This window comes from Polymorphobacter multimanifer, from assembly GCF_014205635.1.
Lineage (GTDB): Bacteria > Pseudomonadota > Alphaproteobacteria > Sphingomonadales > Sphingomonadaceae > Sandarakinorhabdus > Sandarakinorhabdus multimanifer.
Genome location: NZ_JACIIV010000005.1, coordinates 137,603 through 150,927 on the forward strand (window position 1 = coordinate 137,603; position 13,325 = coordinate 150,927).

11 protein-coding genes and 1 tRNA gene are annotated in these 13,325 nt (G+C 66.0%); 2 read left to right on the forward strand and 10 right to left on the reverse strand.

Annotation, left to right across the window (positions count from 1 at the left end; translation table 11 throughout):
* Positions 1–2: 2 nt before the first annotated feature.
* From FHS79_RS04515 to FHS79_RS04550, 8 genes are all read right to left on the reverse strand, one after another.
* Positions 3–647: a response regulator transcription factor gene (locus tag FHS79_RS04515; RefSeq protein ID WP_184196027.1), complete on the reverse strand. Its 645-nt coding sequence runs from the start codon at positions 645–647 to the stop codon at positions 3–5.
* Positions 648–734: 87 nt separating this feature from the next.
* Positions 735–1,802 carry a sensor domain-containing diguanylate cyclase gene (locus tag FHS79_RS04520; protein WP_243452647.1) on the reverse strand — a complete coding sequence of 356 codons (1,068 nt, stop codon included), beginning with the start codon at positions 1,800–1,802 and terminating at the stop codon, positions 735–737.
* Positions 1,803–1,836: 34 nt separating this feature from the next.
* Positions 1,837–2,571, reverse strand: coding sequence for a sigma-70 family RNA polymerase sigma factor (locus FHS79_RS04525; protein ID WP_184196030.1), 735 nt, complete (start codon positions 2,569–2,571; stop codon positions 1,837–1,839).
* Positions 2,572–2,927: 356 nt separating this feature from the next.
* Positions 2,928–3,003, reverse strand: a tRNA-Glu gene (locus FHS79_RS04530).
* Positions 3,004–3,060: 57 nt separating this feature from the next.
* A complete protein-coding gene (gene recJ, locus FHS79_RS04535) occupies positions 3,061–4,836 on the reverse strand; it encodes a single-stranded-DNA-specific exonuclease RecJ (protein WP_184196122.1) in 1,776 nt (591 codons plus the stop codon).
* Positions 4,837–4,841: 5 nt separating this feature from the next.
* Positions 4,842–5,816 carry a class II fructose-bisphosphatase gene (gene glpX, locus FHS79_RS04540; protein ID WP_184196032.1) on the reverse strand — a complete coding sequence of 325 codons (975 nt, stop codon included), beginning with the start codon at positions 5,814–5,816 and terminating at the stop codon, positions 4,842–4,844.
* Positions 5,817–5,893: 77 nt separating this feature from the next.
* Positions 5,894–7,189: a homoserine dehydrogenase gene (locus tag FHS79_RS04545; RefSeq protein ID WP_184196035.1), complete on the reverse strand. Its 1,296-nt coding sequence runs from the start codon at positions 7,187–7,189 to the stop codon at positions 5,894–5,896.
* A 3-nt stretch (positions 7,190–7,192) separates the two neighbouring features.
* Entirely contained in the window at positions 7,193–8,401 is a 1,209-nt protein-coding gene (locus FHS79_RS04550; protein ID WP_184196038.1) for an LL-diaminopimelate aminotransferase, read from the reverse strand.
* Between the two features lie 120 nt (positions 8,402–8,521).
* Here FHS79_RS04550 and FHS79_RS04555 point away from each other — a divergent pair, with 120 nt between their 5' ends.
* Positions 8,522–10,327: a PHA/PHB synthase family protein gene (locus tag FHS79_RS04555; protein ID WP_184196042.1), complete on the forward strand. Its 1,806-nt coding sequence runs from the start codon at positions 8,522–8,524 to the stop codon at positions 10,325–10,327.
* A complete protein-coding gene (locus tag FHS79_RS04560; protein WP_207792215.1) occupies positions 10,324–10,872 on the forward strand; it encodes a cupin domain-containing protein in 549 nt (182 codons plus the stop codon). The genes FHS79_RS04555 and FHS79_RS04560 overlap by 4 nt, the downstream gene beginning before the upstream one ends.
* A gap of 138 nt (positions 10,873–11,010) precedes the next feature.
* Here FHS79_RS04560 and FHS79_RS04565 read toward each other — a convergent pair whose 3' ends face one another.
* Positions 11,011–12,210, reverse strand: coding sequence for an acyl-CoA dehydrogenase (locus FHS79_RS04565; RefSeq protein ID WP_243452648.1), 1,200 nt, complete (start codon positions 12,208–12,210; stop codon positions 11,011–11,013).
* A gap of 84 nt (positions 12,211–12,294) precedes the next feature.
* Entirely contained in the window at positions 12,295–13,206 is a 912-nt protein-coding gene (locus FHS79_RS04570; RefSeq protein WP_184196045.1) for an ester cyclase, read from the reverse strand.
* Positions 13,207–13,325 lie beyond the last annotated feature (119 nt).

Genomic DNA, 13,325 nt, shown 5'->3' on the forward strand with positions numbered 1-13,325 from the left:
GATCAGCCTTTCGACCGGAGATCGGCAACCAGCCCCAGCTTGAGCGCTTCGGAAAGGCTGCGCACCCCGAGCCTTTTCATCATGTTCGCCCGGTGCATCTCCACGGTGCGCGGACTGAGATCGAGACGCTGCGCCAGGGACTTGTTCGACAAGCCTTCCATCAATCCTTGCAGCACATCGCTCTCGCGCGGGGTCAGCCCGCCGATCAACCGCACCGCCTCCTGCCGCTCGGCGGTATTGCCCGGCTTGCCTTCCAGCTCCTGGAAGGCCTGGTCGAGCGTTGCCAGCAGATCGGGCCGGCGGAACGGCTTTTCGATGAAGTCTGCAGCCCCGAGCTTCATGACGCGCACCGCCAGCGCCACATCGCCATGCCCGGTCATCACGATCACCGGATGGGCAGAAAGCCACGGCTGCGCCTTTTCGAGGACTGCAAGGCCATCAAGTCCGGGCATGCGCATGTCCAGCAGCACACAGCCGGGCTCCAGATCGGGCAATGCTTCGAGAAAAGCGCCTGGGTCCTCGAACTGCTCGACCTGATAACCCGCACTTGTCAGCCACATATCGGTGGATTCACGGACCAGCGGATCGTCGTCGACGACGAAAACTGCGCGCTCTGCAACCCGCGCGATGGTTACGCCTGTTGTCACCAGTCACGGATGACCCCATCGGGTTGCAGTGTCAACAACCTGCAGATGCCTATACATACCTCGTTAATGCCCAGCCTGCGACGTTTTTCAGGCGGGTCTTAACGATTTTTCATACCATTCGAGCGGATTCATCCGCGATCGCTGGCCTTCGGGGCCGAGGATGCCGCGGGTGTGGATATGTTCGCAGCAGTTGCGACCCTTCTGCTTGGCGGAATAGAGCGGTGCGTCGGCCATTGCCAGCCACTGGCTGTTGCTGGTGACCGCGGGGGTGAGGCCGGCGATGCCGAAGCTGGCCGTCACCCGCACACCCGGCAGACCGGGAATCTCCATGTCGGCAATGGCGGCACGCATCCGCTCGGCGACATCGATCGCCATCTCGGCGTCGGTGTCGGGAAGCAGAATGCCGAATTCCTCGCCGCCGATCCGGCCGACCACGTCCTTGCGGCGCAGCGTGACCCGGCACAGCCGGCCTACCGCGCGCAGCACGGAATCGCCGGCGCCATGGCCATAACGGTCGTTGATCAACTTGAAATGATCGAGATCGAACAGCACCAGTGCCGCCACATAGCGACGCGACGAGCGCCGGCTGATCTCTAGATCGAGTTGGCTCAGAAAGGCGCGGCGGCTGAAAGACCCGGTCAGATGATCGAAGTTGGCGATCATCCGCACCTCGAGCGCGTCGACAGTGACGGCGGCAAGATTGGCGAGCATCTCCATCTGTGGCTTGCTGAAGTTGCGGGCGCGGGTGTCCAGCGCACAGATGGTGCCGACATTATACCCATCGGGCGTCTGCAGCGGCACCCCGGCATAGCTCAGGAGATGCGGCGCGCCGGTGACGAGCGGATTGCTGGCGAAGCGCGGATCCTGCCGGGCATCGTTCACCACAAGGGCCGTCGGCCGGCGGATCGCGTGATCGCAAAAGGCGATGTCGCGCTCGGTCTCCGTGAGGTTCAGCCCCTGGGAAGACTTGAACCATTGCCGATCCCGATCGATCAGCGAAACCGCTGCCATCGGGACATCAAGGGCCGAGCAGATGAGCGCGGTAATGCGGTCGAACTGCGGCTCGGCGACGCTGTCGAGAACGTCATAGCGCGTGAGCGCCGCAAGCCGGCCTTCCTCGTCATCGAGCCTGACCCTGTCCATCATCGCGATCATCGGCGGGCAGCCTGGCGCATGGGATGCGGCGCCATCATGCCCAGCCGCCGAGCTGGACGCGAAGCCGGTCGAGGGCTGCCTTCTTGATCTGGCAGACCCGCGCCGAACAGACGCCGAGCGTCTCGCCGATCGCGGTGAGGGTCAATCCCTCGACGAAGCACAGCTGCAGCACCAGCTGCTGGCGTTCGGGGAGCAGCTTGATGGCGGCGGCGAGCGCATCGGCCGAGCGGCTGGTTTCGAGCTGGGAATAGGCCCCGGGTGCAGGATCGGCGAAGCTGGAATTGCGGTCCGAATAGGAATCATCGAGAGACCCGAAGCAGATGCCCTGATGCGCATCGACGGCGCGCGCATATTGCCCGGCGGTCATGCCGGCCGACGCGGCAATTTCCTCATTGGTGGGTGCGCGGCCCATTTCGCTGTGAAGGCGGCGGCGCAGCAGCTGCAGGTCCCGGCGGCGGCGCAGTTCGCGGCGCGAAAGCGTGGAGAGCTTGCGGGTCTCGTCGATCATGGCACCGCGGACGCGCATGCTCGCGAAGGTGGCAAACGTGGCTTCGCCGCGATCCACATAGGTGCCCGATGCTTCGACGAGGGCCGCGAGACCGACCTGGACAAGATCTTCAAGCTCAACCGCGCCCGAAACGCTGGCATGGACCGATCGTGCAATGCGACGCACCAACGGGCCATTGGTTTCGATGATCGTGCCGAGGCGCTGCTTGCTGGCTCGCGAGCCCTTGGCAGCATCATCGACTGTCATGACAGTGGTGTTCACTCGAAATGCTCCCCTTTGTCGGTGCCGGTTGTTCGCCGGCACTTGGTGATCACGCTCGAAGCGGGTCGAAAGGGGAGGCCTTGCGGCCGATGAAGTTACCCCCCTTAAGCCAACTTCAGCCTTAAGATCGCTCTATTGGGGAAAACACTCAACCATCGGCTTATACTACGGGGTTTCTACGGCAGAAACACTGGGGCAGTAGCAAACTGTAAATGTAATACATTGTAAAATTAATAACAACAATAAATCACAATATTGCCATTACAGCGATACTGCAAAGTCTGCGGAAGACAATGTTATTTTTTCGCCCGAGTTAACCGGCGTTTAAATACACTGAATTGTAAAATTTTCCGAAGTGGTGATCCCTACGGGAATCGAACCCGTGTTTTCGCCGTGAAAGGGCGACGTCCTAGACCGCTAGACGAAGGGACCATCGGCGGAAGCGGCTGGCTAGAGGGCGCCGGGCTTCGCGTCAAGGGCTGATGTGGTTCAGACGAACGCCAGATCCTCGATTTCCACCTGCGGCTGCGGCTGGCTGCCCCAATCGTCGCGGGTGAGCCGGCCGGCGATGTGGAAGCTGCGGGCACCGGCGCCGAACAGCGCCGCCCCCAGGTCGGTCTCGGCCTGACGGAAGGCGATGGCCTTCAGCCGCCCGCCATCGGCGCCCGACAGGATGACGCGGACATGGTTCTCCCCGACGATGCGCGTGTCCACAGCCCGCCACGGCCCGCTGGCGAGGCGCGGGGCGGGCCAGCCCTGGCCATAGGGTCCGGCGGCCTCCAGCGCCTCGTGGAGCGCCAGGTCCATCGCGCGCGGGCTCAGAGCCGCGTCGATCGACAGCCGGCGGATGGCAGTGGCGACCCCGACCTCGCGCGCCAGGTGCGCGCCCAGAAACGCGGTGAGGGCAGCGATGCCATCGGCGTGGAGCGTCACCCCCGCTGCCATGGCATGGCCGCCGCCAGCGAGGAGCAGGCCATGGTCCTTGGCGGCAAGAATCGCTGCACCCAGATCGACGCCGGCAAGGCTGCGGCCCGAGCCCTTGGCAATGCCGTCCTCGCCGATGGCGATGACGAGTGCGGGGCGGTGCAGCCGCTCCTTGACCCGCGCGGCGACGATGCCGATGACGCCGGGGTGCCAGCCGTGCCCGGCCACCACCGCCACCGGGCCTTCGGGAAGCGCCCGGGCGATGGCCATTGCCTCGTCGGTCACCGCCTGTTCGATGGCCTTGCGCTCCTGGTTCAGCCGATCGAGCTCGGCGGCGAGTGCGGTCGCTTCGTGCGCGTCTTCGGTGACAAGCAGCCGCACGCCGAGATCGGCTGCGCCCACCCGGCCACCGGCGTTGACGCGCGGGCCGAGCGCAAAGCCGAGATCACGTGCCACCGGCGGCTTCGTCACGCCGCCGACATCGAGGAGGGCGGCGAGCCCGCGGTTGTGGCGCTGGCGCATGACCTTGAGCCCCTGTGCCACGAAGGCGCGGTTGAGCCCGGTGAGCGGTGCCACATCGGCGACCGTGCCGAGCGCCACCAGATCGAGCAACTGCGTGAGTTTGGGCTCCTCGCGGCCGCTGAACCAGCCCTGCAGCCGCAACGTGCGCTGGGTGGCGACCGCCAGCAGGAAGGCGAGCCCCACTGCCGCCAGATGGCCATGCGCGGCGGCATCGGGCGCTTCATCGAGCCGGTTGGGATTGACCAGCGCCAGTGCGGGCGGAAGTGCTGTGGCAGCCTTGTGATGATCGACGACGATGACTTCTAGGTTCGCCGCGCGCGCCGCTTCGAGCGCCTCGAACCCCTGCGTGCCGCAATCGACGGTGATGACGAGATCGGCCCCCGCATCCTTGAGCGCCACCAGTGCCGGCGCCGAAGGCCCATAGCCTTCGAGCAGCCGGTCGGGGATGTAATGGCCGGCGTGGGCGCCGACGAGCCGGAGGAAGCGGATCAGCACCGCCGCCGATGTGGCACCATCGACGTCATAATCACCGAAGATGACGATATTTTCCTGCGCCGTGATGGCGCGCGCCAGCCGGGCGGCGGCAACGTCCATGTCGAGAAAGCGGCTGGGGTCGGGCAGCCAGTCGCGCAGCGTCGGCGCCTTCAGCCGTGCGAAATCGACCGGGTCGGCGCCGCGCGCGTGACAGAGCTGGTGGAGCAGATCATCGGCGCCCCGGCCATCAAGGCCGCCATTCAAGCCATCGCCGGGCAAGCGCCCGCCGCGCCAGACCCAGCGATTGCCGAGCACCGACTGCTGGACACCGAGAACCGCCGGCAGCTCGATCAAGTGATCGGTGCACTGCGCCGCTGGGTGGAGACGCGGCGCACGGTGCCCGAGGACGCACGCATCACCACGCTCTCGGTGGTGATCGTGCCATCGCGGCGGCGCTTGACGCCCTTGAGCAGCGAGCCATCGGTGACGCCGGTGGCGGCGAAGATCACATCGCCCTGTGCCAGGTCGGACAGCGCATAGATGCGATCGAGATCGGTGATTCCCCAGCGCCGCGCGCGGCCGCGCTCGTCGTCGTTGCGGAACAGCAGCCGGCCCTGCAGCTGGCCGCCGACGCAGCGCAGTGCAGCCGCCGCCAGCACGCCTTCCGGCGCCCCGCCCGAGCCCATGTAGATGTCGATGCCGGTGTCGGGATCGGCGGTGGCGATCACGCCCGCCACATCGCCATCGGGGATGAGCTGGATGCCGCAACCCAGCCCGCGCAGCTCGGCGATCAGCGCTGTGTGGCGCGGCCGGTCGAGCACGCAGACGATCAGGTCCGACGCATCGCAGCCCTTGGCGGCCGCAACGGCCTGCACATTGGCGGTGGCGGATTTCGACAGGTCGATCACGCCTTCGGGATAGCCGGGGCCAACCGCGATCTTGTCCATGTAGACATCGGGTGCGTTGAGCAGCCCGCCCTTTTCGGCGATGGCGAGCACGGCGAGCGCATTGGGGCCGGCCTTGGCGGTGATGGTGGTGCCTTCGAGCGGATCGAGCGCGATGTCGATCTGCGGCCCGCCCATCTTGCCGACCTTCTCGCCGATGTAGAGCATCGGTGCCTCGTCGCGCTCGCCCTCGCCGATCACGACCGTGCCTTCGAAATCCAGCTCGTTGAGCGCGGCGCGCATCGCTTCCACGGCAGCGGCGTCGGCCGCCTTCTCGTCACCGCGGCCGATCAGCTTCGAGCAGGCAATGGCGGCGGCCTCGGTCACGCGGACCATTTCAAGCACCAGGACGCGGTCGAGAAGCGAGGAGCGGGTAACCATGGGAGTTTGTGTCCAGCTGTTGGGTTGGGCGCGGTCTAGGCCGATTGTTCCCGGCTTGGAAGGGGGCTTGGAAGCACCTAAAGGTCAAGAATGTGCATCATCACCGGCCGGCCGCTGACGCTCGGGCTGGCGGCCATGGCTTCGAGGCTTGCCTGCAGGGCGGCTTCGGTCGTGGTGTGGGTGACCATCACCACCGTGGCAGCGCTGCTGTCGGCGTGCGGACGCTGGATTAGGCTCTCGATCGACACGCCATGGTCGCGCAATGCTGCCGTCAGCTCCGCCAGCACGCCCGGACGGTCGGCGACGCTCAGTCGCAGATAATAGCGGCCCTCGCGGGTCGCGCTGTCGGCGCGCGGCAGGCTGGCGAGTTCGGCCACCGGCATCCCGAAGGGCAGGCCGGTGCGGCGCTGCGCAATGTCGATGAGATCGGCCACCACCGCGCTGGCGGTCGGGCCTTCCCCGGCACCGCGCCCCTGCAGGAACAGCCGGCCAACGGGAACAGCTTCGATCACCACGGCATTGAGCGCGCCATTGGTGGCCGCAAGCGGATGATCCTGCGCCACAAGCGCTGGATGGACGCGCTGGAACAGCTCGCCATCGGCGGTTTCGGCGAGCCCGACGAGCTTGATGCGGAAGCCGAGCGCCGCGGCCTGCTCGATATCGGCCTTGTCGATGGCACGGATGCCGACAGTGGCGACGCCCGCGAAATCCGGAGCGGCGCCAAAGGCCAGGCCGGCGAGGATGGCGAGCTTGTGCGCGGTGTCGATGCCATCGATGTCGAAGCTCGGATCGGCCTCGGCAAAGCCCGCCGCCTGGGCATCGGCAAGCACGGTGCCGAAATCCAGCCCGTCCGATTCCATGCGGCTGAGGATATAGTTGCAGGTGCCGTTGAGCAGGCCATAGACCGAGACGATGCGGTTGGCCGCCGCTCCCTCGCCGAGCGCCTTGAGGACCGGAATGCCGCCCGCCACCGCCGCCTCGAACGCCAGCGGCGCGCCATTGGCTTCGGCAAGTGCCGCCAGCTCGCGGCCATGATGCGCGATCAGCGCCTTGTTGGCGGTGACGAACGGCTTGGCGGCACCCAGCGTGCGCCGCGCCAGCGTGAGGGCAGGGCCATCCGACCCCCCGATCAGCTCGACGACGACATCGACATCCGGATGTGCGGCGAGTTCGGTGGCATCATCGAGCCAGGTCAGCCCCGCCATGTCGATCCCGCGATCGCGCGACCGGTCGCGCGCCGAAATCGCAGTGACGATGATCGGCCGCCCCGCGCGCCGGGCGATGAGCGCCTGATTGGCCGCCAGCAGCCGGATGACACCCGCACCCACGGTGCCGAGCCCGGCCAGGCCGATGCGCAACGCTGTTTTCGTCATGGCTCAGCCCGCAACCTTGGCCGGGGTGTTGACCCCCATCGATTGCAGATATTTCCGCACGTTGCGCGCCGCCTGCCGCAGCCGCTGCTCGTTCTCGACCATGGCGATCCGCACAAAGCCCTCGCCGTCCTCGCCATAGCCAACGCCGGGCGCCACCGCGACGCCGGCATGGGTGAGGAGCTGCTTGGAAAATTCGAGGCTGCCAAGATGCGCAAGGGCGGGCGGCAACGGCGCCCAACAGAACATGCTCGCGCGCGGTGCGGGGATCTCCCAACCCGCGCGACCAAAACTTTCCACCAGCACATCGCGGCGGCGGTGATAGAGCGCGCGGTTGGCCGCGACGATGTCCTGCGGGCCGTTGAGTGCCGCCACCGCCGCCGCCTGGATGGGGGTGAAGGCGCCATAGTCGAGATAGGATTTCACCCGCGTCAGCGCGCCGATCAGCGTCCTGTTGCCCACCGCAAAGCCGATCCGCCAGCCGGCCATGCTGTAGGTCTTGCTCATCGAGGTGAACTCGATCGCCACGTCCTTGGCACCCGGCACCTGCAGGATCGACGGCGTGGGGCAGCCATCGAAATAGATTTCCGAATAGGCGAGATCGGAGAGCACCCAGATATTGTGCTTCTTCGCGAACGCCACCACGCGCTCGTAAAAGGCGAGGTCGACCGTCTCGGCGGTCGGGTTGCTCGGATAGCCCATCACCAGCACCGAAGGCCGTGGCACGGTAAAGCGCACCGCGCGTTCGAGCGCATCGAAATAGGCTTCATCGGGCGTCGTCGGCACACTGCGGATGGTGGCACCGGCAATGATGAAGCCGAAGGTGTGGATGGGGTAGCTCGGGTTGGGCGCCAGCACGACATCGCCGGGGGCGGTGATCGCCTGCGCCAGATTGGCGAGCCCTTCCTTCGACCCGAGCGTAACGACCACTTCATTCTCGGGGTCGAGATCGACTCCGAAGCGGCGGCCATAATATGCGGCCTGCGCCTTGCGCAGCCCGGGAATGCCCTTCGATGCCGAGTAGCCATGCGCATCGGGCTTGGCAGCGACTTCGGCGAGCTTGGCGATCACATGGGGCGGCGGTGGAAGATCGGGGTTGCCCATGCCGAGATCGATGATGTCGTCTCCGCGCGCGCGCGCCGCTGCCCGCATCGCGTTGACTTCGGCGATGACATAGGGCGGCAGGCGTTTGATGCGGTAGAACTCTTCGGACATGATCGTCTCGCACAAGGGTTGGAACCTCGCCCATACCGGTTGCAGCAGCGGCGCGCAAAGGAAACGGGTGCCATTCAGCCGCTCACGGCCTAAGACAGGAAAAATCCCCGGGAGGCTGCCATGGCCGCAATCACACCAGACCAGAAGACCATTTCCGTTCTCGATACCGAAGCCGTCGAGCGCATGCAGAAATGGACCGAGCTGATGGGCCGCGGCCAGCAGATGATGCTCGAATTCTGGTCACGCGATCCCGAGATGCTCCCCGCTGCCGACCCGCTGGGCCTCGCCGCCACCTGGCAGCGCGCCATGGGCGCCTGGATGAGCGACCCCGCCAAGCTGATGGAATTGCAGGGCCGCTATGTGTCCGACGCGATGGCGCTGTGGCAGAGTTTTCTCGTCCCCGGTTCCGCCAAGCCCGAGGCCATCGAGAAGCTCGCCACCCAGAAGGACAAGCGCTTCGCCGGCGAAGCGTGGCACGAGACCCCGGCATTCGATTTCATGCGGCAGAGCTACCTGCTCACCGCCAACTACTGGATGGAGGCGAGCCACGATCTCGATGGCCTCGATGCGCGTGAACAAGCGCGCGCCCAGTTCCTCATCAAGCAGTTCGTCGACGCTATGAGCCCCTCCAACTTTGCCGCGTTGAACCCCGAGGTGCTCACTGCCACGGTGGCAAGCGGCGGCGCCAACCTGATGAAGGGGCTCGAACATCTGCTCGAGGACCTGAAGGCCGGGCGGATGAAGATGACCGACGAAAACGCCTTCGAGGTCGGCCGCAACGTCGCCATCACGCCGGGATCGGTGGTGTTCGAAAACCGCATCATGCAGCTCATCCAATATGCACCGACCACCGACAGCGTGCACGAAACGCCGCTGCTGATCTTCCCGCCGTGGATCAACAAATTCTACATCCTCGACTTGACCGCCGAGAAGAGCTTCATCCGCTGGGCGGTGGAGCAGGGGCTCACGGTGTTCGTTGCCAGCTGGAAGAACGCCGACGAGAGCCTCGCCGATGTGACGATGGACAGCTATGTCGGCGAAGGCATGCTCACCGCGATCGATACGGTGCGCGAAATCTGCGGGACAGAGAGCGTCCACACCATCGGCTATTGCGTGGCGGGCACCACGCTCGCCGCGGCACTTGCCGTGATGGAAGCGCGCGGGGAGGCCGGCAAGGTCAAGTCCGCCACCTTCTTCACAGCGCAAGTCGACATGAGCGAATGCGGCGAGCTCGGGGTGTTCATCGACGATGCCGTGCTCGATACGCTCGGCCGGATGACCGCCGAAAAACCGTATCTCGATGGCCGCAACATGGCGGTCACCTTCAACATGCTGCGCTCGAACGACCTGATCTGGAGCTATGTCGTCAACAACTACATGCTGGGGAAGGACTATTTCCCTTTCGACCTGCTCTACTGGAATTCGGACGCGACCAATGTGCCGGCCCTTTGGCACCGCCGTTATCTCGAAGACATCTACCGCGACAACCTGCTGGTCGTGCCCGGCGGCATGACCTGCCTCGGCGTGCCGGTCGATCTGTCCACCGTCTCGACCCCCAGCTACATCCAGGGCGGCAAGGAAGATCATATTGCCCCGGCGCGCTCGGCCTATAAGCTCACCCAGCACTTCACCGGGGACAAGCGCTATGTCCTTGCCGGCTCGGGCCATATCGCCGGCGTGGTCAACCCGCCGTCCGCCAACAAATACCAGTATTGGACGAGCGAGACGCTGCCCGAGCGCTTCGATGATTTCGTCGCCACCGCCAGCGAGACGAAGGGCAGCTGGTGGCCCGACTGGATCGGCTGGCTGGCCCCGCGTTCGGGGAAGAAGGTCAAGCCGCGCGTGCCCGGCAGCGGCAAGGCCAGAGGCAAATACAAGGTCATCGAGCCTGCCCCCGGCCGCTATGTGAAGGAACGCATTTCTTGAGCGCCTTTGCGCAAGCGATGCGCCGTGTCGTCACCGGGGACGGCATGGACGGCCGGTCGGTGATCATTCTCGATGGCGGCCCTTCGGCAAGTGCGGGTGAGGCCGATGTCGGCGGGCTGTTCGAGATCTGGGAGGATGCGGCGCAAGGGCCGCTCGACCCGAAGGACCATGCGGACCTGGGCAACAGCAAGGCGATCCTCGGCCCGCGACCGGGCAATGTGCAGGTGCGCTGGTTCGTGGTGGCGCCGCTTCCCGAGGGCGTGCCCAAGGAGGCGCTCGACGCCGCCACCCGCGAGGCCTTCGCCACTGTCGGCGGCGCGCACCACATCATCGACCAGTCCCGCGCCTCGGCGATGCACGAGACGCAGTCGCTCGACATCATCTGCCTGTTGCAGGGCGATGTGTCGCTGGTGCTCGAAGGCACCGAGACGCGCATCAAGCCGGGGCAGGTGGTCATCCAGCGCGGCACCAACCATGCCTGGGTGGCGCACGGCGGCCCGGCGCTGCTGCTTGCGGTATTGATCGACCGGCCACTCGTGCGCTGAGGCTGCAAGGCCTCATAGAGTAAAGAGGCGCGGCAAAGCCGCGCCTCACGTCGAACCGGTTCGGCGCGACAAGCGCGCGCCGCCCGGCCGGCCGGGCTTGCGGCGAGTCAGCAAACAGCGCTGCTATTTGCAGCCGCCTCAGCCGAACGCCTGGATCCCCGTCTGCGCGCGCCCGAGGATGAGCGCATGCACATCATGCGTGCCCTCATAGGTGTTCACCGCCTCGAGGTTCATCGCGTGGCGGATGACATGATATTCATCCGACACCCCGTTGCCGCCGTGCATGTCGCGCGCCTCGCGGGCAATTGCCAGCGCCTTGCCGCAATTGTTGCGCTTCAGGATCGAGATGGCTTCCGGCGCCAGCTTGTGCGCGTCCATCAGCCGCCCCGCCTGCAGCGCCAGCACCAGCCCCAGCGTGATCTCGGTCTGCATGTCCGCCAGCTTCTTCTGCACGAGCTGCGTTGCCGCCAGCGGCCGCCCGAACTGCTTGCGGTCGAGCGTGTACTGCCGGGCTGCATGCCAGCAGAACTCCGCCGCCCCCATCGCCCCCCAGCCGATGCCGTAGCGCGCATTGTTGAGGCAGCCGAACGGACCCTTCAGCCCCTCCACACCGGGCAGCAGCCGCTCGGCGGGCAGGTGGACGTCGGCGAGCACGATCTCGCCGGTGATGCCGGCCCGCAGCGCGAACTTGCCTTCGATCTTGGGCGTGGAAAAGCCGATGTCGCCGCGCTCCACCAGAAAGCCGCGGATCTTCTCGTCATCGCACTTGGCCCAGACGACCGCCACATCGGCGATCGGCGAATTGGTGATCCACATCTTCGCCCCCGACAGCGTATAGCCGCCTGCCACGGCGCGCGCGCGGGTCTTCATGCCGCCGGGGTCCGAGCCGGCATCGGGCTCGGTGAGGCCGAAGCAGCCGACGACCTCGCCGCTGGCCAGCCCCGGCAGCCACTTCTGCCGCTGCGCCTCGGAGCCATAGGCATGGATGGGATACATCACGAGGCTCGACTGCACGCTCATCGCCGAGCGATAGGCGCTGTCGACGCGCTCCACTTCGCGCGCGATCAGGCCGTAGCTCACGTACGACGCACCCGCGCATCCATAGCCATCGATCGTCGGCCCGAGCAGCCCGGCCGCGCCGAACTTGCGCATGAGATCGGGGTCGTGCGTCTCATGGCGGTTCGCCAGCTTCACTTGCGGCATCAATTCGGCGTCGCAAAAGCTGCGCGCCCCTTCCTCGATCATCCGCTCCTCGTCGGTCAGCGCCTGGCGCAGCAGCAGCGGGTCTTCCCAGGCAAAGCGCGGCCAGTCAGTTGTGATCGGGGCATGCATGTTCATCGTGCCAAACTCCTTCAAGCCTGAAATATCGGCGCGAAGCGGTGCTGTCACGATGGCGAATGCGGCTGCGGCCATAGCTCCACGCTATGTCCTTATCTGTGCCTCCAGTGCCGCCAGATCCTCGACATGCCAGACCCGGTCGATCCGGCCCTGATCGTTCAGCCGCACCACGTCCATGCCCTGCATGGTGAAGGCCCGTCCGCTTGCCGGATGGCCGAGCAGGGGGGCGCCGCTGTGGGTGCCGTGCATCGTCCAGCGGTCGGCAGCGAAGCGGCCCTGCACGGCATAGGCGTCGATCGTCATCTCCAAATCGGGTGCCGCCTCGCGCAGCCAGCCGAGCACATCGAGAATGCCGGGGATGCCGGGGCGCTGGCCGGGGGCGGGGTTCATGTCGATCACGTCTTCGGCATAAACTTCCGCAGCCACGCGCAGGTCCCCAGCCGCCCACAGCCCTTCGATATGACGGCGGGCAACGGAAAGCATCTTGCGCTCTGCATCTGTGAGTGTCTCCGGGTCAGGCGTCCACGCCGCCTGTGCATCCGCAACAGCAGGCACGATCGCCACCGCCGCCGCCGGCGCCCCGAAGTTCGCGCTGCCACCCCCAAGCTGCTGCTGCATCTGGAACATCTCCTCGATGTGCCAAAGCTCGCGGATTTGCCCGTCCGCCACCCGCACCCAATCGATCCCGCTGAAGCGCAGCCGCTTGCCTGTCGGCGCATCGCCCATCAGCGGGCCGGTGTGCGTGCCTTCCAGCGTCCACCAATCCACGCCGATCGGCCCGCAAGCAAGGGTTCCGTGGAGGTGCATCGTCAGGTCGGGCATGGCCGAGCGGAACAGGCCTACCGCGAGGTGCAGCCCCTCGCGCCCCGAAGCCTGGCCGGCGATCGGCATATGGTCGATCACATGCTCGGCGTAGAGCCGGTCGATGAGCTCGGTGCGCCCCTCGGACCAGATGGCGGTGATCTGCGCAGCAAGCAGGTTGTGGATATCGGTCATGCCGCAAGGCTGACGCGCCACGCGGCTCCGGGAAAGGGGAGCGGAACCGCAAGCTATCGGCCCCCTACCGATAGTTATTTCGCAAAACTGCTTTGAGGTTGAAATATTGTCGTCAGAAA

Excerpts from the sequence above, each read along its gene's own strand:
- FHS79_RS04520 (WP_243452647.1), bottom strand. The coding sequence starts at position 1,802 with ATGATCGCGATGATGGACAGGGTCAGGCTCGATGACGAGGAAGGCCGG.
- glpX (WP_184196032.1), bottom strand. The coding sequence starts at position 5,816 with ATGGTTACCCGCTCCTCGCTTCTCGACCGCGTCCTGGTGCTTGAAATG.
- FHS79_RS04545 (WP_184196035.1), bottom strand. The coding sequence starts at position 7,189 with ATGACGAAAACAGCGTTGCGCATCGGCCTGGCCGGGCTCGGCACCGTG.
- FHS79_RS04550 (WP_184196038.1), bottom strand. The coding sequence starts at position 8,401 with ATGTCCGAAGAGTTCTACCGCATCAAACGCCTGCCGCCCTATGTCATC.
- FHS79_RS04555 (WP_184196042.1), top strand. The coding sequence starts at position 8,522 with ATGGCCGCAATCACACCAGACCAGAAGACCATTTCCGTTCTCGATACC.
- FHS79_RS04565 (WP_243452648.1), bottom strand. The coding sequence starts at position 12,210 with ATGAACATGCATGCCCCGATCACAACTGACTGGCCGCGCTTTGCCTGG.
- FHS79_RS04570 (WP_184196045.1), bottom strand. The coding sequence starts at position 13,206 with ATGACCGATATCCACAACCTGCTTGCTGCGCAGATCACCGCCATCTGG.